Source organism: Serratia nevei (assembly GCF_024160145.1).
GTDB lineage: Bacteria > Pseudomonadota > Gammaproteobacteria > Enterobacterales > Enterobacteriaceae > Serratia > Serratia nevei_A.
In genome coordinates, this window is the sequence record NZ_JAMYWQ010000035.1 from 30,689 (window position 1) to 49,955 (window position 19,267).

Sequence of the window (19,267 nt, forward strand, 5' to 3'; positions counted from 1 at the left end):
GACTATTCCTCGCTGGCGACAAGCAACGGCGTCAGCGCGTCCAACACTTGCTGCGGCTGAATATCAATCAAACTTTGGTGATACCCCTGCTCGGCATCCCCCTTGCGCACCTTGTGATAGCCGCTGATCAAGCGGATAACCCGTGCCCTGTTGGAGAGCGGCGGCGTGAAGTCGGGGCTGCTTGGGCCGTACAAGGCTATCAGCGGTTTGTTCAACGCGGCGGCAACGTGCATTAAACCGGAATCGTTGCTGACCACCGCACGGCAGGCGGCGATCAGGATAACCGCCTGTTCCAGCTGGGTTTCCCCGGCCAGGTTACGGCAGAATTCGCGTGTATTTTCCTGCAATGCGGCGCGGATCTGCTCGCCGGCCTCGTGGTCTTTCGCCGAACCGAACAGTGCGACCTGATAGCCGCTCTCGATCAACTGCTGAGCCAGCGTTGCGTAGTGATAGTGTGGCCAGCGCTTGGCGGGGCCGAACTCTGCGCCTGGACAGAAGCCGACGATCGGCCGGCCGTCGGTCAGGTTGAAGGCCGCGGCGGTTTCGGCGATCTCTTCGTCGCTCACCTGCAGCCGTGGCCACAGCAGCGGCTGCGGCAGATCGTCGGCGCGCTGAATGCGGCCTTTGTCATAGGCTAGCGCCACGTAGCGCTGCACCATCAGCGGGAAGGCTGCCTTGTCGAGCACGCGGACGTCGTTCAGCAGGCCGTAGCGCATTTCGCCCCGCCAGCCGGTGCGCTGCGGGATATCGGCGAAGAAAGGCACCAGCGCGGATTTGAACGAGTTGGGTAGAACGTAAGCGCGATCGTAACGGTTGGCGCGCAGGGCGCGCCCCAGGCGGCGGCGCTCGCCGAGCCCCAGCGCGCCGTGGCCCAGCGGCATCGCCAGCGCCTGATTGACTTCCGGCATGCGCGCCAGCAGCGGGCGGCACCAGGCCGGCGCCATCACATCGATCTCCGCCGACGGGTATTCGGCCTTCAGGGTGCGATAGAGACTTTGCGACATCATCATGTCGCCAACCCAAGAAGGGCCGATAACCAGTATTTTCATACCCAGCGTTAATTCCTTCAGCTTATGCGGTGCGGTTCAACCAGGCCATGTACTCTTTCACGCCTTCGGCGACCGTTTTGAACGGTGCGTCGTAGCCAGCGGTGCGCAGCTTGGTCAGATCGGCCTGGGTGTACGCCTGATAGCGGCCCTTCAGCTTCTCCGGGAACTCGATGTATTCCACCGCGCCCTTCTGGTGGAAGTCCACCACCGCGTCGGCCACCGCCTGGAAGGTTTCTGCACGGCCGGTGCCGCAGTTGAAGATGCCGGATTTGCCGGTTTCCCAGAACCACAGGTTAACCGCCGCCACGTCGCCGACGTAGATGAAGTCGCGCTTGAAGTTTTCGCTGCCGGCGAACAGTTTCGGGTTTTCGCCGCGGTTGATCTGGGTGTTCAGGTGGAAAGCGACGCTGGCCATGCTGCCTTTGTGGCCTTCGCGCGGGCCGTAAACGTTGAAGTAGCGGAAACCGCAGATCTGCGAATCCGCTTCCGGCAGGATCTCGCGCACGTACTGATCGAACAGGAATTTGGAGTAGCCGTACACGTTGAGCGGCGCTTCATACGGGCGCTCTTCGATAAACTCTTCGCGCCCGCCGTAAGTGGCGGCGGAGGAGGCATACAGGAACGGGATTTCGCGATCCAGGCAGTAGTGAAGCAGGTCTTTGGAGTACTGATAGTTGTTGTCCATCATGTACTTGCCATCCCACTCGGTGGTGGCGGAGCAGGCACCTTCGTGGAAGACCGCTTCGATATCGCCCAGATCGTCGCCGGCCACGATGCTGGCGATAAAGTCTTCTTTGTCGATATAGTCGGCGATGTCCAGATCGACCAGGTTGACGAACTTGGTGCCGTCTTTCAGGTTATCCACCACCAGGATATCGCGATATCCCTTGTCGTTCAGTGCCTTAACGATATTGCTGCCGATCATGCCGGCGCCGCCAGTGACGATAATCATTGGGTTACCCCTGCTAAGCTGCCTGGCGGGGCACAATGCCCCACGCTCAATGGCGGTTATCATAGCATTTCATGCCGCGGCAAACAGCGTAAGGGCTCCGAATATCCCGCATTGCCATTGAAGTCCGCTTTTTGCCGTGATATCTGCTGCAATTTTAATATTCTCTCCCGCGCATTCTCGTCAGTTTGGTTACAAATCAGTAAAATATGCCGCAAAGAGCCCAATCCTGGAGATAACCGAATGTCAGCGTCTTTTTATCAGCAGTTGGAACAACAGCTTGCCGCCACTCGCAGTGAAGGGCTGTTCAAGGAAGAACGCATCATCACCTCCGCGCAACAAGCGGATATCGCCGTCGCCGACGGCAGCCATGTGATCAACTTCTGCGCCAATAACTACCTGGGCCTGGCCAACCATCCGGCGCTGATCGCCGCCGCCAAATCGGGGATGGACAGCCACGGCTTCGGCATGGCGTCGGTGCGCTTCATCTGCGGCACCCAGGACAGCCACAAGCAGCTGGAACAGAAACTGGCGGCCTTCCTGGGCATGGAAGACGCGATCCTGTACTCCTCTTGCTTCGACGCCAACGGCGGGCTGTTCGAAACCCTGCTCGGCCCGGAAGATGCCATCATCTCCGATGCGCTGAACCACGCGTCGATCATCGACGGCGTGCGCCTGTGCAAGGCCAAGCGCTATCGCTACGCCAATAACGACATGGCCGAGCTGGCCGCGCAGCTGAAACAGGCCAAAGCCGACGGTGCTCGCCACATTCTGATCGCCACCGATGGCGTGTTCTCGATGGACGGCGTGATCGCCAACCTGAAAGGGGTTTGCGATCTGGCGGATGAGTATCAGGCGCTGGTGATGGTGGATGACTCCCACGCGGTGGGCTTTGTCGGTGCCAACGGGCGCGGCACCCATGAATACTGCGAAGTGATGGGCCGCGTCGATATCATTACCGGTACGTTAGGCAAAGCGCTGGGCGGCGCTTCCGGCGGCTACACCGCCGCCAAGAAAGAAGTGGTGGAGTGGCTGCGTCAGCGTTCGCGCCCGTACCTGTTCTCCAACTCGCTGGCGCCGGCGATCGTCGCCGCGTCGATCAAAGTGCTGGAACTGCTGGAAGAGGGCGATGCCCTGCGCGATCGCCTGTGGGCCAACGCGCGTCTGTTCCGCGAAAAAATGACCGCCGCCGGCTTCACGTTGGCTGGCGCCGATCACGCCATCATCCCGGTGATGCTGGGTGAGGCGAAGCTGGCGCAGGAATTCGCCAATGCGTTGCTCAAGGAAGGCATCTATGTGACCGGTTTCTTCTATCCGGTGGTGCCGAAAGGCCAGGCGCGCATCCGTACCCAGATGTCCGCCGACCACACCCCGGAGCAAATCGAACGCGCAGTGGCGGCGTTTACACGTATCGGTAAGGATCTTGGCGTTATTGCATAAGGTAAAACCATGAAAGCACTGTCAAAACTGAAAGCGGAAGAAGGGATTTGGATGACCGATGTGCCTCAGCCAGAGCTGGGCCACAACGACATCATGATCAAAATCCGCAAAACCGCGATCTGCGGCACCGATGTGCATATCTACAACTGGGATGAGTGGTCGCAAAAAACCATTCCGGTTCCGATGGTGGTCGGCCATGAGTACGTGGGCGAAGTGGTGGCGATCGGTCAGGAAGTCAAAGGCTTCAGCATCGGCGATCGCGTGTCCGGCGAAGGCCACATCACCTGCGGCCACTGCCGCAACTGCCGCGGCGGCCGCACGCATCTGTGCCGCAACACCATCGGCGTGGGCGTAAACCGTCCGGGCTGCTTCGCGGAATACTTGGTGATCCCGGCGTTCAACGCCTTCAAGATCCCGGATAACATCTCCGACGAACTGGCTTCGATCTTCGATCCGTTCGGCAACGCGGTGCATACCGCGCTGTCGTTCGATCTGGTCGGGGAGGACGTGCTGGTGTCCGGCGCCGGCCCGATCGGCATCATGGCGGCGGCGGTGTGCAAACACGTCGGTGCCCGCCACGTCGTGATCACCGACGTTAACGAATACCGTCTGGAACTGGCGCGCAAGATGGGCGTGACCCGTGCGGTGAACGTCAGCAAGGAAAACCTTAACGACGTGATGGCTGAGTTGGGCATGACCGAAGGGTTCGACGTCGGTCTGGAAATGTCCGGCGCGCCGCCGGCGTTCCGCACGCTGCTCAATGCCATGAACCACGGCGGGCGTATCGCCATGCTGGGCATTCCGCCTTCGGATATGTCGATCGACTGGAACCAGGTTATCTTCAAGGGGCTGTTTATCAAAGGGATTTACGGCCGCGAAATGTTCGAAACCTGGTATAAGATGGCGGCGCTGATCCAGTCCGGTCTGGATTTGACCCCGATCATCACCCACCGTTTCTCGATCGACGAGTTCCAGCAGGGCTTCGACGCCATGCGCTCCGGCAAGTCGGGCAAAGTGGTGCTGAGCTGGGATTAACCTCGGCGAACAGTGAAAAGGGCCGGCATGCCGGCCCTTTTTTTACGCTTGCGGTTTGGCTTGCGTCCAGTGCTGCCAGTGGCGCTTGATGAAGGTCACCGGCGGCGAGGTGGCAATGCTGTCGGCGATGACGCCCAGCGCGGTGCCGGCGTTGGTTTTTTCCTTCGGCAGCTTGACCTTGCACTGCTTGATGCCGCCGCTGAACGGGTTCTTCGGCTGCGGTTTCTGCGGTTTGACCGGCGGTGGAACGTAGCCGCCGTTACTCTGCGGCTCGTTCAGCAGCGAGCTTGGTTTGACCAGCACGATATCGGCGGGCAGTGACGGCAGCATCTGCTGCAGCACTCTCACCGTCGCCGGGCGCGGGTGGCCAATGGCAATGGCGGAGCCGTTGCGCCGCGCCAATTCGACCGCGCGGTTGAATTGCCGGCGGATGTCGGCTTCGTTCGCGGTATCGTCGAGAAACACCTTGCGTTTGATCACCTTGACGCCGGTGCCGGCCGCGGCGCGGGTCGCCTGGCTGCTGCCGATGGTCATGCTGTCGAGGAAGTACAGGCGGTAGCTTTCGAGCGCCTGCATCACTTTCTGCATGCCCGGCAGGCTGGAGGTCATGGCGCTGCCCATGTGGTTGTTCATGCCGACCGCGTAGGGCACGTTGTTCACCGCGTTGCGGATGATGCGCTGGATCTCTTCGCTGCTCATGGAAGGTTGCAGGGTATCGCGTTCCAGCGGCTGCTTGCTGAGCGGCGCCATCGGTATGTGGATCAGCACTTCGCGGCCCTGGCTGTGGGCGCGGGTGGCCATCAGGCGGGCATACGGCGCGTTGGGCAACACCGCGACCGAGATCGCCGTCGGCATTTGCAGCACCGCGTTTTCTTCATGGGGGCGGTAGCCTACGTCATCGATGACGATGGAAAGTTTTCCTGCCTGCGCAGCGTAAACCTGCAGCAGGCAGCCGATTAACAGAGCTGTACGGGTTTTGACATAGCGCAAATCTATCTTCCCAACCACGGCAGTGGGTTAACCGCCTGTCCCTGACGACGGATTTCGAAATAGAGCGACGGCGTTCCCTGGCCGCCGCTGGTGCCGACCAGAGCGATCGGCTGGCCGGCGCGCACCTGCGCCCCGACGTTGACCAACGCGCTTTGGTTGTAGCCGTACACGCTCATGTCGCCTTTACCGTGTTCGACCACCACCATCAGACCATAGCCTTGCAGCCAGTCGGCCAGCAGCACGCGGCCATCGGCGACGGCTTTCACTTCGCTGCCTTCGCGGGCTTCAATCACCATGCCTTTCCAGCGTAGCTCGCCCTGCTGCTGTTCGCCAAAGCCGTGCAGCGTGCGGCCACGCACCGGCCACATCAGTTGGCCGGCCGGACGACCGAGGCCGCCGGTTCGCGCCATCAGTGAGCGATCGGCTTCGCTCGGCTTGTAGGTGGTGCCGGTTTTCTTCGCCTGCTGTTCCTTGATGCGCACCTGTTCGCGCACCTTGGCCGCTTCACGCGCTTCGCGTTCGGCGCGCGCCCGGGCTTCGCGCTCCGCGCGGGCGATCTTGTCGCGCATGCGGGCTTCGTTCTGGCGCAGTTCCACCAGGCGCTGTTGGTCTTTTTCCAGCGAAGCCTCCAGCGCGGTCAGCGTTTTCTTGCGGGCGCCGCGCGCCTGCTCCAGCTTCTGCTGCTGCGTCTGTTGTTCGTCCAGTAAGGATTTTTGCTGGCCCTGTTTGGCCACCAGCGTGGTTTTTTGCTTCGCCAGCTCGGCGCGGGTCTGTTTCAGTTCTTCGATGGTTTTCTGGCGCGCTTCGTTCAGATAGCCGAAATAGGCCAGAATACGTTCGCTGCGCTGGCTCTCTTCACCGCTGAGGATCAGTTGCACGGCGCTGTGCTGCCCTTGTCGGAAGGCGGCGTCGAGCTGTTTGGCGAGGAGGTTTTGTTGGGTCGATTGCTGCTTTTGCAGTTTGGCTATCGAGGCGTTCAGGCCGGAAATGTCCTTGCCCAACTGGGTGAGCGTGCCCTCGGTGTCGCGCAACTGGCGGCTGGCCTGGGCGATGGTTTTTTCCTGCTGACGCAGCTGATCTTGCAGCGAGCTGCGCTGCTGTTGCTGCTGCTTCACCGCTTTTTCTTTCTCGGCGATGCTCTGCTGGATGTCTTTCAACTGGGATTTATTGTCTTCCGCCGCCTGGCCGGCGAGCGGCAACAGCAAGACGCCAGCGCAAAATACGCTGGCGCACATGGCGGTGAACGTCCTTGGCGCGGTGCGTTCAGGCAGCGGACGGCTGCCTGCGTTTGCGCTTCGGGTTACCCTTGATAGTGCAAAAAACGCCTTCTCCCTCATGGAGAAGGATTATTCCACGATGAACAGCGGCTTACCAGTCATCTCTTGCGGGATTTCCATTCCCATCAGTGTTAACAGGGTTGGCGCGATGTCCGAAAGCTTGCCGCCTTCGACCGCTCGCGCCGGTTTGCCGACGTAAATCAGCGGCACCGGCAGGCTGGTGTGGGCGGTGTGCGCCTGGCCGGTGGCCGGATCGCGCATCTGCTCGGCGTTGCCGTGATCGGCGGTGATCAGCAGCTGGCCGTCGACGTCGCGCACCGCATCAACCACCTGGGCGATGCAGGCGTCCAGCGTTTCCACCGCTTTGACCGCCGCTTCATACACGCCGGTATGCCCCACCATGTCGCCGTTCGGGTAGTTGCAGATAATGGCGTCGTATTTGCCGCTGCGGATGGCGCTCAGTAGCTTGTCGGTCAGCTCGGCGGCGCTCATTTCCGGCTGCAAATCGTAGGTGGCGACCTTCGGCGAGTTGACCAGCACGCGGTCTTCTCCCTTGAACGGCGCTTCCACGCCGCCGTTATAGAAGAAGGTGACGTGGGCGTATTTTTCGGTTTCCGAGATGCGCAGTTGGGTTTTGTCGTGCTTCATCAGCCATTCGCCGAAGGTGTTGGCCAGCGACGCCGGCGGATAGGCGCAGGCGGTCGCGATGTCGGCGGCGTATTCGGTCAGCATGACGAAATCGCCGAATTGCACCTGTTTGGCGCGCGGGAAACCGTCGAAATCCGCGTTCACGAAGGCACGGGTGATCTGGCGCGCGCGGTCGGCGCGGAAGTTCATGAAGATCAACGCGTCGCCGTCCTGCATTGCGGCATCGGCTTCACCGGCGGCGCGGATCACGGTCGGTCTGACGAACTCGTCGTTTTCACCGCGCTGATAGGCGGCCTGCAGACCGGCGAGCGCATCGTCGGCCTCGTAGTCGCCTTTGGCCGCGGTCAGCAGGTCATAGGCCAGCTGCACGCGGTCCCAGCGATTGTCGCGGTCCATCGCGTAGTAGCGGCCGATCAGCGAGGCGATGCGCCCGACGCCCAATGCGGCGAAGGCGTCGCGGCAGCGTTGCAGCGGGGCTTCGGCGCTGCGCGGCGGCGTGTCGCGCCCATCGAGGAAGGCGTGCAGATAGACGGCTTTGGCACCACGTTGGGCGGCCAGCTTGATCATGGCCAGGATGTGCTCGTCGTGGCTGTGCACGCCGCCCGGTGACAGCAGGCCCATGATATGCACCGCCTTGCCGGCCGCCACCGCTTTATCCACGGCGGCGGTCAGCACCGGGTTGGCGAAGAAGTCGCCGTCGGCGATCGCTTTGTCCAGCCGGGTCAGATCCTGATACACGATGCGTCCGGCGCCCAGGTTGACGTGGCCGACTTCGGAGTTGCCCATTTGCCCGTCGGGCAGGCCGACATCCAGCCCGGAAGCGGCGATCAGCGTATGCGGCTGCTCTCGCCACAGGCGATCCATCACCGGGGTGCCGGCGTTCAGGATCGCGTTGTCCTGCCGCTCTTCACGGTGGCCGTAACCGTCCAGGATCACCAGTACCATCGGTTTTTTGTTGCTCGACATTGCATAGACCTCTTATGAACTTTTTAAGCTGCGAATAGCCATGCGCCCGCCGCCGGCATGGCTATTCGCCCTCGAAAAACCGGCTGATTTTACACCGCCGGCGGCGATAAATAGCCCAAAGAGATCAAGGTTGCGGCGAATCGCGCGGGCTTTTATGCTCTGACGTCGGGAATTTCTCAGCGCAGCCCGCAGTTTCTGCAATCGCGCTTGCTTATTGGCTGTATTTGCCGCACTCGGCAGGTATACTCTGAAACCTTGACTTATTTATCCCTTAACTGACGGGAGTTGTTACACCCCATGCTGCAAGAAATTATGCCATTCGTAAGCAGACACCCCATTCTGAGCCTGGCTTGGATCGCTCTGCTGGTCGCCGTTATCGTCATGACCTTCAAAAGCCGTTTCTCCAAGGTCAAAGAGATCGCCCGCGGTGAAGCTATCCGCCTGATCAACAAAGAAGAAGCCGTGGTGGTCGACACCCGCAGCCGCGATGACTTCCGCCGTGGCCACCTGGCCAGCGCCATCAACCTGACCGCCAGCGAAATCAAAAAAGGCAGCCTGGGCGAGCTGGAAAAACACAAAGCGCAGCCGATCATCGTCGTGTGCGCCAACGGCACAGCGTCTCGCGAGCCGGCGGAAAACCTGAGCAAGGCCGGTTTTGAAAAGGTGACTATGCTGAAAGACGGCATTGCCGGCTGGAGCGGAGAAAACCTGCCGCTGGTGCGCGGTAAGTAACCGTTTAACCTATTTGAGGTGGCAATCCATGGCTAACATTGATATCTACACCAAAGCGACCTGTCCGTTCTGCCATCGCGCCAAGGCGCTGTTGAACAGCAAGGGCGCGGCGTTTAACGAGATCGCCATCGACGGCGATAACGCCAAGCGCGAAGTGATGATCGAGCGCAGCGGGCGCACCACCGTGCCGCAGATTTTCATCGACGGCCGGCATATCGGCGGCTGCGATGATTTATATGAACTCGATGCTCGCGGCGGCCTGGATCCGCTGCTTTAAGCAGCTTGCCGGTTCACCGAGTGTCAATAAGGACGTTTAACCAAGGGTATTACTCACATGTCAGAACAAAACAGCACCGAAATGGCTTTCCAGATCCAACGCATTTATACCAAGGACATCTCCTTCGAAGCGCCGAACGCGCCGCAGGTTTTCCAGCAGGAATGGCAGCCGGAAGTTAAACTTGATCTGGATACCGCGTCCAGCCAACTGGCTGACGAAGTGTATGAAGTGGTACTGCGCGTAACCGTAACGGCGACCCTGGGCGAAGAGACGGCGTTCCTGTGCGAAGTGCAACAGGCGGGCATCTTCTCGGTAGCAGGCATCGAAGGCACGCAGCTGGCGCATTGCCTGGGTGCATACTGCCCGAACATCCTGTTCCCGTATGCGCGCGAGTGCATCACCAGCCTGGTTTCTCGCGGCACATTCCCGCAGCTGAACCTGGCACCGGTCAACTTTGACGCGCTGTTCATGAACTATCTGCAGCAGCAGGCGGAAGGCGAAGGTGCCGCACCACATCAGGATGCCTGATGAACACCGTCAATGCTTCAATGACCGTAATCGGTGCCGGCTCGTACGGCACCGCTTTGGCCATTACGCTGGCGCGTAACGGCCATACCGTGATGCTGTGGGGGCATAACCCCGCGCAAATTCAAACGTTGCAGCAAGATCGCTGCAATCAGGCGTTTCTGCCCGACGTTCCCTTCCCCGATACCCTGCTGCCGGAAGCCGATTTGGCGCGTGCGCTGGCGGCCAGCCGCGACGTGCTGGTGGTGGTGCCGAGCCACGTGTTCGGCGACGTGCTGCGCCAGCTGAAACCGCATCTGCGCCCGGATGCCCGCATTGTGTGGGCCACCAAGGGGCTGGAAGCGGAAACCGGCCGGTTGCTGCAGGACGTGGCGCGTGAAGCGTTGGGCGAGGCGATCCCGCTGGCGGTGCTCTCCGGGCCGACCTTCGCCAAAGAGCTGGCCGCCGGCCTGCCGACGGCGATTGCGCTGGCGGCGACCGATGCGCAGTTCGCCGACGATCTGCAACAGCTGTTGCACTGCGGCAGGAGCTTCCGCGTCTACAGCAACCCCGACTTCATCGGCGTGCAGCTTGGCGGCGCGGTGAAGAACGTGATCGCCATCGGCGCCGGCATGTCCGACGGGATCGGTTTCGGTGCCAATGCCCGCACCGCGCTGATTACGCGCGGGCTGGCGGAAATGAGCCGCCTGGGTTCTGCGCTGGGCGCCGATCCTTCAACGTTCATGGGCATGGCGGGGCTGGGGGATCTGGTGCTAACCTGCACGGACAACCAATCGCGCAACCGCCGCTTCGGCATTATGCTGGGGCAGGGCAAAGGCGTGCAGGAAGCGCAGGACAGCATCGGTCAGGTGGTCGAGGGCTATCGCAATACCAAAGAAGTATTGGCGCTGGCGCAGCGGCACGGCGTGGAAATGCCGATCACCGAACAGATTTATCAGGTGCTTTACTGCCATAAAGACGCCCGCGAAGCGGCGCTGAGCCTGCTGGGGCGAGCCCGAAAGGACGAAAAACCCAGCGCGTGACATAAAACGATATGCCGGGGCAGCGTGCTGACCCCGCAAATGACCTGGGCCGCTTCGCGCTACCTACCGCGTGAAGCGGCCCGTTTGGCAAGGCAGAGGGGAATGTGATGTCGTCAGAAGAGTTGGAACAGGTCTGGAACAGCATTAAATCAGAAGCGCGAGCACTGGCTGATTGTGAACCGATGCTGGCCAGCTTTTTCCATGCGACGTTGCTCAAGCACGAGAACCTGGGCAGCGCGCTCAGCTATATGTTGGCCAACAAGTTGGCGACGCCGATCATGCCCGCCATCGCGGTGCGCGAGGTGGTGGAAGAGGCCTACAAGTCCGACAGCCAGATGATCGTTTCGGCGGCGCGCGATATCCTGGCGGTGCGGCTGCGCGATCCGGCGGTCGATAAATACTCCACGCCGCTGCTTTACCTGAAAGGGTTCCACGCGCTGCAGGCTTACCGCATCGGTCACTGGCTGTGGCAGCAAGGGCGGCAAGCGCTGGCTATCTACCTGCAAAATCAAATTTCCGTCGCCTTTGGCGTGGACATCCACCCGGCGGCGACCATCGGCTGCGGCATCATGCTCGACCACGCCACCGGCATCGTGATCGGTGAAACGGCGGTGGTGGAGAACAACGTCTCTATCCTGCAGTCGGTCACCCTGGGCGGTACCGGGAAAACCAGCGGCGACCGTCACCCGAAAATTCGCGAAGGGGTGATGATAGGCGCAGGCGCCAAAATTCTCGGCAACATTGAAGTGGGCAAGGGCGCGAAGATCGGCGCGGGCTCGGTGGTTCTGCAGGCGATACCGCCGCATACCACCGCCGCCGGTGTGCCGGCGCGCATCGTCGGGCGGCCGGAGAGCGATACGCCGTCGATGGATATGGACCAATACTTCAACGGCACCAATCACGGCTTCGAGTACGGCGACGGTATTTGAGCGCCGTCTGCGCAGCCATTCAGGGGGAGCTTCGGCTCCCCCTGTGTTTTTCCGGCAGCGGTCAGCCCTGTTTCGGGAAGTTGGTGATATCGGTGACGATGTCGTCGATCGCCGCCTTGACGTCATCCGCCGTGACCGGCGTACTGTCGTTGTTGACGGTTTTGCCGTAGGCCTTGCGTACCACTTCCATCACCGTTTTACCGGTATCCTGATCGATCAGCTCGCCTTCGATATACAGCGCAGTATTTTGCGTCCGGTGCCCGGTGGCGGCCATGGTGCTGGCGACCACTGCGGCGACCGGCACCACCTCATAGAACTTCATGTCTTCGTTTTCCGCGGAAACGGCGGTGATGGCGAGTTTGGCCACCAACACGCGTGAGCCCGCCGGGCTTGGCAGAATGGTGAAGCGGTTCTGCAGCGCGGCTTTAATCCGCTGGGTCGCATACGCCTTAATTTTGTTCAGCGTGTCCTGGCTGACGCGCGTGGTCGGTTTCTCCGCCGGGAAATAGACCACCGGTTGGAAATAGAGGCCGCGATAGTTGGATTCCCTGTAGTTTGGATCTATCCAGCGCAGCGTTTTATGGCCGCTTGGCGAGGTGGTTTCCTGCAGTTTGCTGTAATCGGACAAGAAGCCCGAATATTGCGATGTTTGGGTGACTTTGGACGAACAGCCCGCCAGCAACAGGCCCGCTGCCAGAACCGCCATGGCAACGCTCAAGCGTTGTTTCTTCATATGGTTTCCTATGATGAGTGGTGATTGCCCTTACAAAACATAGCGCATTATCTGCGCCGCAGTGGGCATTTTCGGGGCCGGGCGTGCCTTGCCGTCGCCTTTTTCAGGATCGTGATGCGCCGCCGGTTTTTGCCGTCAGCGTCGGCGATAAGGCGGCTAGCGAGGCATCCGCTCTGAGCAGCGCCTGGCGCTGCTCAGTTTGCCACTGGGGTAATAAGGGCCAGAGATCCGCCTGATGTTCGGCCTGCAGGCACCAAACCTCCCGATCGTGCCAGTCGCCGAGGGCGTTTTGCGCCGCTTTCAGGCCCGCCGTCGCGGCAGGGGAGAGGGGGAGGCGTTGCGGATAGGCTTCGGCCGCGTAGCGCAGGCGTTTTACCCGCAGCCGCAGGCGGTGGCGATCGTAGCCGGCATCGGCCACTGCCCGGCGCAATTGCCGCAGTTGGCGCCGCAGGTGTCGGTTCAGGCGGTGTTTGACGCCGCGCCGCGCGGTGCGGCGAAAGCGGCGCGGCCAGGCGCGCAACAAAGAGGGAAAGTCGATGAGCTGCGGGTGGGCGAGCAGTTGGCGGTAACGGGCCTGAAGATCGCTCTGGCGCACATTGGCCTGCCAATCCAGGTGATGGCGCGCCAGTTCGGCGATCAGCACTTCGAGATCGCGCAGCGGCGTCGTGAGCTTGCCCAACTCGGCGGCGGCCCGATCGAGCCGTGTTGCGCCGGGGCAGCCGCGCAACGGGCGCAGCAGGCTGCGGATGCGGCGCAGGCTGACGCGCAGGTCGTGCAGCGCTTCGCTGTCTTGCGCCTGCTGTAGCCGCAGCAGCGCCTCGTTCAGCGCCAGTTCAAGCTGGCGAAGCTGGGTGACAATATCCTCGACAAAAGCCATGTGCCGTTCCCGGGAGAGCATCGCAGTGATGATGCTTCCAGTATGGCGCGTCGTCGCGAATTACGCCTTGATCAGTGCGCCGGCATAGTCCAGCTGCCGCCAGGCCTCATACACCACCACCGATACGGCATTCGACAGGTTCATGCTGCGGCTTTGCGCCTGCATCGGGATGCGGATTTTTTGCTGCGCAGGCAGCGCATCGAGGATATCGGCGGGCAACCCGCGCGTTTCCGGGCCGAACAGCAGGTAGTCGCCGGGCTGGTAGCTGACGGCGCTGTGCGCCGGCGTGCCTTTGGTGGTCAAGGCAAACAGCCGCTGCGGGTGTTCGGCGGCGAGAAAGGCGGCGTAATCGGCATGACGACTGACGCGGGTGAACTCATGGTAGTCCAGCCCGGCGCGGCGCAGGCGCTTGTCGTCCCACGGGAAACCCAGCGGTTCGATCAGGTGCAGATTAAAGCCGGTATTGGCGCACAGGCGGATGATATTGCCGGTGTTGGGTGGAATTTCGGGTTCAAATAAAACGATGTTCAGCATGTTGCAGGCCCCTCGTGAACGAGGGGCGCAGGATAGCAAACTCTTACTGTTCTGTCTTAGTCGACAGGCGTTGATGATGCAGCGGCAGCCAAAGCACCAGCCGCAGGCCGCCAAGCGGGCTGTCTTCGGCCTTCACCCAGCCGCGATGCTGATTGACCGCCGCTTCGACGATCGCCAGGCCGAGGCCGGTGCCGCCGGATTCGCGGTCGCGCGCTTCATCGGTGCGGTAGAACGGACGGAAAATCTGCTCGCGGTCTTCGGCGCTGACGCCGGGGCCGTCGTCGTCAACCTGGATGGTCACGCCCTGATTGTCGGCGCTGAACGCCACGGCGATGCGGGTGTGCGAATAACGCAGGGCGTTGCGTACGATGTTTTCCAACGCGCTGTCCAGCGCGCTCGCGTTGCCGAACAGCGTCCACGGGCCGGGCGGCGCGGTGATTTCCAGCTGCTTGCCCATCTGTTCCGCTTCGAAACGGGCGTTGTCCAGCACGTCGGCCCACAGGTCGTTGGCTTTCAGCTGCTCGCGCGCCAGCTCGCCCTTCTGCTGCCCACGCGACAGCGCCAGCAGATCGTTGATCATCGAATCCAGCCGCTGCGCTTCGGTTTCGATGCGCGTCAGCTCGTGGCCCTCGCCGTGGCGGCGGCGCATCAGCGCGGTGGCCAACTGCAAGCGCGTCAGCGGCGTGCGCAGCTCGTGCGAGATGTCCGAGATCAGCCGTTGCTGGGCGTTCATCATGCGCTCCAGCGCGCTGACCATCTGGTTGAAGCTGGCACCGGTAGCCAGAAACTCTTGCGGGCCGGCCTCCAGCTCGGGATGCTGCTTCAGGTTGCCGCGCGCCACGTCATCGGCGGCGTTCTTCAGCTTGCGTGCCGGTTTCGCCAGGCTCCAGGCCAGCCACAGCAGCAGCGGGGCGCTGATCAGCATGGTGACGATCAACAGCAGCAGCGGCCGGTCGAACATCAGGTTGATGAAATCGGATTGCGGGCTGTTGGCGGGACGGATCAGGTACAGCTGGTAGTTGTCTTCGCCGTCGCGCACCGCGAACGGCCCCACCAGTTCAACGCGACCGTATTTTTTCTTCTTCGGATGATCCGAGTTGTCGGATTGGCCGATGAAGTTGCGGACGATCTGCATTTCGTTGCGCTGCGCGCCGATCACCCGGCCTTCGCTGGTGACCAGCAGCAGGCGTTGGCCCGGCGGCGCCCATTTGTCGATGGCGCGGAACAGGCGGCGCCACCACATCAGATCGTTGGCCGGATCGTTTTGCAACTCGGCCTCGACGTGCTGTTCCAGCATCAATCCCTGCCGCTGCTCGCTGTCGAGCAGCGAGGTCATTTGGCGGGAGTCGAGCTTGGGCACCATCAGCACCAGCATTAGCACCAGGGCTAACGTGAACCAGAAAATGGCGAAGATGCGTGCCGTCAAACTGTTGATCATGTTGCAGATACCATCAAATAACCACGCCCGCGCAGGGTTTTGAACCACGGATGCCCGTCTTTGCGATCCGGCAGCTTACGCCGCAGGTTGGAGATGTGCATGTCGATGGCGCGATCGAACGGGGTCAGGCGTTTGCCCAGCACTTCCTGGCTCAGCAGTTCGCGCGACACCACCTGGCCGAGGTGCTGTGCCAACAGGTACAGCAGGGTGAACTCGGTGCCGGTCAGATCCAGCACCTGGCCGTCGAAGCTGGCCTCCTGGCGGCCGGGATTCAACTGCAGGCCATCGACATCCAGCGTCGGGGCGCCGCTGTCGACCTGCTGCTGCTGTTCGCTCCAGTTGGAACGGCGCAGAATGGCGCGAATGCGTGCGACCAGTTCGCGATCGTTGAAGGGTTTTGGCAGGTAATCATCGGCCCCCAGTTCCAGGCCCAGCACTCGGTCCAACTCGCTGCCGCGCGCGGTCAGCATGATGACCGGCGTCTGGTGATGCTGGCGCAATTCTTTCAGCGTATCGATGCCGTTTTTCTTCGGCATCATGATGTCGAGCAGCAGCAGATCGACGGAGCTGTCCAGCAGCGACAACGCCTGCTCGCCATCGTGCGCCACGATGATATTAAAACCTTCCATTTCAAGCAGTTCTTTTAACAGCGAGGTCAACTCGCGGTCGTCGTCAACTAACAGAATCTTGTTCATTATGATTTACCTCCAGACGCAAAATACGTCATCAACTGTTGCCATTCCATGACTTTACGTAGTTTTACATGCACTGACGCAGGTTTTCAGGTGTCGCGGTACACTGCTCCTCGTTGATTCGCAAAGTGAGAAAGCTTGAGGAGTTGAAATGCGTAAGGTGACCGCATTAGTTATGGCATCACTGCTGGCAATTGGTTCGACCGCTGCCTTCGCTGCCGACACTATACCGGACACGGCCCAACCTCCCGGCAACGACGCGAATACCCGAATACCTGGCCAGCACCATATGTTCGACGGTGTCAGCCTCAGCGAACAGCAGCGCCAGCAAATGCGCGATTTGATGCGCCAGGCCCGGCACGATCTGCCTGGTGTCAATGTAGCTGAAATGGAAGCCATGCATAAACTGGTGACCGCAGAGAAATTTGACGAAGCCGCCGTGTATGCCCAGGCGGAAAAGATGGCCCAACAGCAGGTCAAGCGCCAGGTCGAAATGGCCCGGGTGCGCAACCAAATGTATAACCTGCTGACGCCAGAGCAAAAAAGTGTTTTAGACCAGAAACATCAGCAGCGCATGCAGCAGATGGAGCAACAACTTTCTGGTTTGCAGCAAGCTTCTGCCCAGAAGTGAAGTACGACTGAGTAGTCCCCTGTTTTTCCTTGCCATAGACACCATCCCTGTCTTCCCCGCCATGATGGCGGGGTTTTTTTTATCAGGCGATTAGAAAGAATCCATTATAAATCAAGCATCCTTGCAACAGTCATAAGCAGTTACAAGAAGGATATAGCGTTACGGGTGTAGACTACATTGCCACACCACCAGCCCGCCGCCGAGAGGGCTTAACGTTACTGCGTGTTGCAGGTAATCAGGGGCAAGGTGAGCATAAACCATCGTCTGTTGTATGCTGACGTGCCCCAGAATCTGCTGTAACGCAATAATGTTTCGCCCGTTCATCATGAACCAGCCTGCAAATGTATGCCGAAGCACATGCGTGGCCGGCCCGCGTGGTAAATCGGGCTTAACCCTTCTCAGTTTTCTACAGAAATTTTCGTAGTCCACTTTAAACAGTGGCGCGCTGGCGTTGCTATATATCTCTTTTTCCAGTTCGGCAGATATCGGAACAATTCGCCGCTTGCCGTTATTGGTTCCCGAAATACCACGCGGCTGTTAACAACCTGCGGCGCCTTCAGCGTGCTCACTTCCCCCTGCGACCGCCGGTACTCAGACAAAGCAATGCAATCAGCCGATAGTCACCTTTGAGCATCTTAAGCAACCTTACGATTTCTTCAACCGACAGGAACGTCATACCGGGATCCTTCTCCGGTAATGGCGGCAACCCGAGCACGGGGTTTTCACCTGCGAACTCGTTAATTTTGCACAGTGCACTAACATGCCGGATAGCCGGTATATGTCACGGTTGATGGTTGATACGCTGATCCCTGCGGATAACCTGAGGCTGCGGTGCTCTATCAGCATCCGCTTATCCAGTTCATTGACCAGTGGATTTCCCAGCACCGTGATGGTCTTAATCAGGTGCTTATTCTCAATCTCACCAACTACGGTAAAAAGCCTGCAACAGCCATTAAGCGTCGACGGAAGCCGACAAAGCAAAAGACACACGCTTCCAGTAGCCGCGAGGGCGATTACCTGGAAGGCGCGAAAGGTAATATGCTTGTGATGCGTCAGACCTTCAGAACAGAGCGAGCTGCCCGCCGTGCCGCTGCGGCGAAATGGTCGCAACTTCAGCGCGGCGCCGCCGAGTTTGGTATTACGCTGGCGCGCGCTCGCCCGGATATTTACCCTGAATTGCATGCGAAAGTGGTCGGGTTCAAATCGGTGATCGACAATGCTGATTGGGTGATCGCCAGGGGGCATACCGTAGGGGAGCAGGGCTATCAGACGGCGTTGGAGCTGGAGGTCAAAGTCAAAGGCACCGAAAGGGAGTCTGCCGACAAAACAGCCGATGAGTGATATAGAGTTACCAAAGGCAAACCCCAAAACCAAGGCAATACCCCATGGCGTTCAGATGTCCGCGTTGTGGCGCAGTAGCAACGACTCGGCACCAGTGAAGCAATGAGCAACATCACCCTGCGCAGTTACCTCCAGTGCAACAATATGCTGTGTGGTTGCACCTTTGCTACAACGACAACATTGGAGCGGTATATTTCCCCCCCCTAATCCGCCCGATCTGTCAGATGGCTTCAGGCTGCCGTGGCAAGCCTTCCCCTGCAGCCATTACGGTACGTCAACTCCCTCTGAATCTGTAACCCCATAACCCGCCGAGACGGCGGGTTGATTCAAAAGCACTGTCAAATCAGAAAACCATTCATCAAGAACGGTTGATTACCCGAAGATCTTCTGCCACTTCAAAATTATTGATACTATATCCAGGCAATAAATCTTTAAATTTAAAAGGACTACACACTATGTCGAGTATGGTTTTCTGCCGAGGATGCGGCAAAGAAATACACGAAACAGCAAAGGCTTGCCCAAGCTGCGGCGCCGCGCAAGGAGCAACTGGCGAGAAGAGCCGCATTACAGCTGCACTCTTAGCTTTTTTCCTTGGTGGCTTCGGGGTTCATAAATTTTACTTAGGTAAAATAGGGCAGGGATTTTTGTATTTGATCTTTTGCTGGACATTTATTCCTTCAATCATCGCCTTTATCGAGTTCATTGTTTACCTTTGCAATTCCGATGAAGAATTTGCAAGAAAGTATGGTTGAATAGTGTCGATAAACGAAAGCCCCTTGATAAGGGGCTTTTTTATCAATGTGGTCGATGTGGACGTTTGGTGGACGGAGATGAAATAATATTTTTTAAAACAGTGTGATAATTGTTTTAAGACAACCCCATCCCTGTCTTCCCCGCCATGATGGCGGGGTTTTTTTTATCAGTCACTTATGTGCAAAATTTTCTAAAACAACAAATTACTCAGGTGCACAAAGGGGCTGGAATGTGCTCTAAATTGCTAGGGTGTGGACGGGATGTGGACGCTCTTTTGCGTGGATGCTACCGCCCAATGGGTTCTGTGTATTCCGATGATTTCGATCAGTGATTCCGGCGATTCCGATCGCTCTTCTCGCGCTGTTTATTTCTTACTCTTGTTTTTAACTCGTCTGATCGGTTTGCGCCAGTTTACGCATCGACTCACCC

The 19,267-nt window shown here is 59.6% G+C and carries 20 protein-coding genes and 2 pseudogenes; 11 read left to right on the top strand and 11 right to left on the bottom strand.

What is annotated here, in order from left to right; translation table 11 throughout:
* Positions 1-2: 2 nt before the first annotated feature.
* Complete coding sequence (gene rfaF / locus M6G53_RS19995) at positions 3-1,049, bottom strand: ADP-heptose--LPS heptosyltransferase RfaF (RefSeq protein ID WP_253334034.1); 1,047 nt, start codon at positions 1,047-1,049, stop codon at positions 3-5.
* 22 nt (positions 1,050-1,071) lie between these two features.
* Complete coding sequence (gene rfaD, locus M6G53_RS20000) at positions 1,072-2,001, bottom strand: ADP-glyceromanno-heptose 6-epimerase (RefSeq protein WP_253334036.1); 930 nt, start codon at positions 1,999-2,001, stop codon at positions 1,072-1,074.
* 240 nt (positions 2,002-2,241) lie between these two features.
* Here rfaD and kbl point away from each other — a divergent pair, with 240 nt between their 5' ends.
* The gene (kbl, locus tag M6G53_RS20005) at positions 2,242-3,438 is read left to right on the top strand and encodes a glycine C-acetyltransferase (RefSeq protein ID WP_033645197.1); all 1,197 of its coding nucleotides are present in this window, start codon (positions 2,242-2,244) and stop codon (positions 3,436-3,438) included.
* Between the two features lie 9 nt (positions 3,439-3,447).
* Positions 3,448-4,473, top strand: a complete 1,026-nt coding sequence (tdh, locus tag M6G53_RS20010; protein WP_253334038.1) for an L-threonine 3-dehydrogenase — start codon at positions 3,448-3,450, stop codon at positions 4,471-4,473.
* A gap of 42 nt (positions 4,474-4,515) precedes the next feature.
* On the opposite strand, the gene M6G53_RS20015 is transcribed toward tdh, so the two are convergent.
* The 3 genes from M6G53_RS20015 to gpmM are packed head-to-tail and all read right to left on the bottom strand — an operon-like array spanning position 4,516 to position 8,354.
* Positions 4,516-5,463: a divergent polysaccharide deacetylase family protein gene (locus tag M6G53_RS20015; protein WP_253334040.1), complete on the bottom strand. Its 948-nt coding sequence runs from the start codon at positions 5,461-5,463 to the stop codon at positions 4,516-4,518.
* Between the two features lie 2 nt (positions 5,464-5,465).
* Positions 5,466-6,800 (bottom strand): murein hydrolase activator EnvC, encoded by a 1,335-nt coding sequence (gene envC / locus M6G53_RS20020; RefSeq protein WP_253334042.1) that lies wholly within the window; start codon positions 6,798-6,800, stop codon positions 5,466-5,468.
* Between the two features lie 9 nt (positions 6,801-6,809).
* Positions 6,810-8,354 (bottom strand): 2,3-bisphosphoglycerate-independent phosphoglycerate mutase, encoded by a 1,545-nt coding sequence (gene gpmM / locus M6G53_RS20025; protein ID WP_253334043.1) that lies wholly within the window; start codon positions 8,352-8,354, stop codon positions 6,810-6,812.
* Positions 8,355-8,651: 297 nt separating this feature from the next.
* Here gpmM and M6G53_RS20030 point away from each other — a divergent pair, with 297 nt between their 5' ends.
* The 5 genes from M6G53_RS20030 to cysE all read left to right on the top strand — a co-directional run bounded on the left by M6G53_RS20030 (position 8,652) and on the right by cysE (position 11,839).
* Positions 8,652-9,086 (top strand): rhodanese-like domain-containing protein, encoded by a 435-nt coding sequence (locus tag M6G53_RS20030; RefSeq protein ID WP_253334044.1) that lies wholly within the window; start codon positions 8,652-8,654, stop codon positions 9,084-9,086.
* Between the two features lie 28 nt (positions 9,087-9,114).
* Positions 9,115-9,363: a glutaredoxin 3 gene (gene grxC / locus M6G53_RS20035; protein WP_004931142.1), complete on the top strand. Its 249-nt coding sequence runs from the start codon at positions 9,115-9,117 to the stop codon at positions 9,361-9,363.
* Positions 9,364-9,420: 57 nt separating this feature from the next.
* The gene (gene secB, locus M6G53_RS20040; protein WP_004931139.1) at positions 9,421-9,891 is read left to right on the top strand and encodes a protein-export chaperone SecB; all 471 of its coding nucleotides are present in this window, start codon (positions 9,421-9,423) and stop codon (positions 9,889-9,891) included.
* Positions 9,891-10,910, top strand: a complete 1,020-nt coding sequence (gene gpsA, locus M6G53_RS20045; protein WP_253334045.1) for an NAD(P)H-dependent glycerol-3-phosphate dehydrogenase — start codon at positions 9,891-9,893, stop codon at positions 10,908-10,910. The genes secB and gpsA overlap by 1 nt, the downstream gene beginning before the upstream one ends.
* Before the next feature lie 107 nt (positions 10,911-11,017).
* Positions 11,018-11,839 (top strand): serine O-acetyltransferase, encoded by an 822-nt coding sequence (gene cysE / locus M6G53_RS20050; protein WP_253334046.1) that lies wholly within the window; start codon positions 11,018-11,020, stop codon positions 11,837-11,839.
* 61 nt (positions 11,840-11,900) lie between these two features.
* Here cysE and M6G53_RS20055 read toward each other — a convergent pair whose 3' ends face one another.
* The 5 genes from M6G53_RS20055 to cpxR form a co-directional block, all read right to left on the bottom strand.
* Entirely contained in the window at positions 11,901-12,572 is a 672-nt protein-coding gene (locus tag M6G53_RS20055) for a DUF3313 domain-containing protein (RefSeq protein ID WP_253334047.1), read from the bottom strand.
* A 103-nt stretch (positions 12,573-12,675) separates the two neighbouring features.
* Positions 12,676-13,449 carry a CHAD domain-containing protein gene (locus M6G53_RS20060; protein ID WP_253334049.1) on the bottom strand — a complete coding sequence of 258 codons (774 nt, stop codon included), beginning with the start codon at positions 13,447-13,449 and terminating at the stop codon, positions 12,676-12,678.
* Between the two features lie 60 nt (positions 13,450-13,509).
* Positions 13,510-13,983, bottom strand: a complete 474-nt coding sequence (trmL, locus tag M6G53_RS20065; RefSeq protein ID WP_253334051.1) for a tRNA (uridine(34)/cytosine(34)/5-carboxymethylaminomethyluridine(34)-2'-O)-methyltransferase TrmL — start codon at positions 13,981-13,983, stop codon at positions 13,510-13,512.
* A 43-nt stretch (positions 13,984-14,026) separates the two neighbouring features.
* Complete coding sequence (cpxA, locus tag M6G53_RS20070; protein WP_253334053.1) at positions 14,027-15,421, bottom strand: envelope stress sensor histidine kinase CpxA; 1,395 nt, start codon at positions 15,419-15,421, stop codon at positions 14,027-14,029.
* Positions 15,418-16,116 (bottom strand): envelope stress response regulator transcription factor CpxR, encoded by a 699-nt coding sequence (gene cpxR / locus M6G53_RS20075; protein WP_126192666.1) that lies wholly within the window; start codon positions 16,114-16,116, stop codon positions 15,418-15,420. Before cpxR ends, cpxA begins: the two co-directional genes overlap by 4 nt.
* A 148-nt stretch (positions 16,117-16,264) precedes the next feature.
* Here cpxR and cpxP point away from each other — a divergent pair, with 148 nt between their 5' ends.
* A complete protein-coding gene (gene cpxP, locus M6G53_RS20080) occupies positions 16,265-16,744 on the top strand; it encodes a cell-envelope stress modulator CpxP (RefSeq protein ID WP_253334055.1) in 480 nt (159 codons plus the stop codon).
* 159 nt (positions 16,745-16,903) lie between these two features.
* On the opposite strand, the pseudogene M6G53_RS20085 reads toward cpxP, so the two are convergent.
* Positions 16,904-17,668, bottom strand: a pseudogene (locus M6G53_RS20085) (phage integrase); the annotation flags it as partial.
* Between M6G53_RS20085 and M6G53_RS20090 the strand changes: the two are divergent.
* The 3 genes and pseudogenes from M6G53_RS20090 to M6G53_RS20100 form a co-directional block, all read left to right on the top strand.
* Positions 17,669-18,085: pseudogene (locus M6G53_RS20090) on the top strand (phage late control D family protein); the annotation flags it as partial.
* A 102-nt stretch (positions 18,086-18,187) separates the two neighbouring features.
* Complete coding sequence (locus M6G53_RS20095) at positions 18,188-18,292, top strand: ogr/Delta-like zinc finger family protein (RefSeq protein WP_253334057.1); 105 nt, start codon at positions 18,188-18,190, stop codon at positions 18,290-18,292.
* Positions 18,293-18,540: 248 nt separating this feature from the next.
* Positions 18,541-18,837 carry a TM2 domain-containing protein gene (locus tag M6G53_RS20100; protein WP_253334059.1) on the top strand — a complete coding sequence of 99 codons (297 nt, stop codon included), beginning with the start codon at positions 18,541-18,543 and terminating at the stop codon, positions 18,835-18,837.
* Positions 18,838-19,267: the final 430 nt, after the last annotated feature.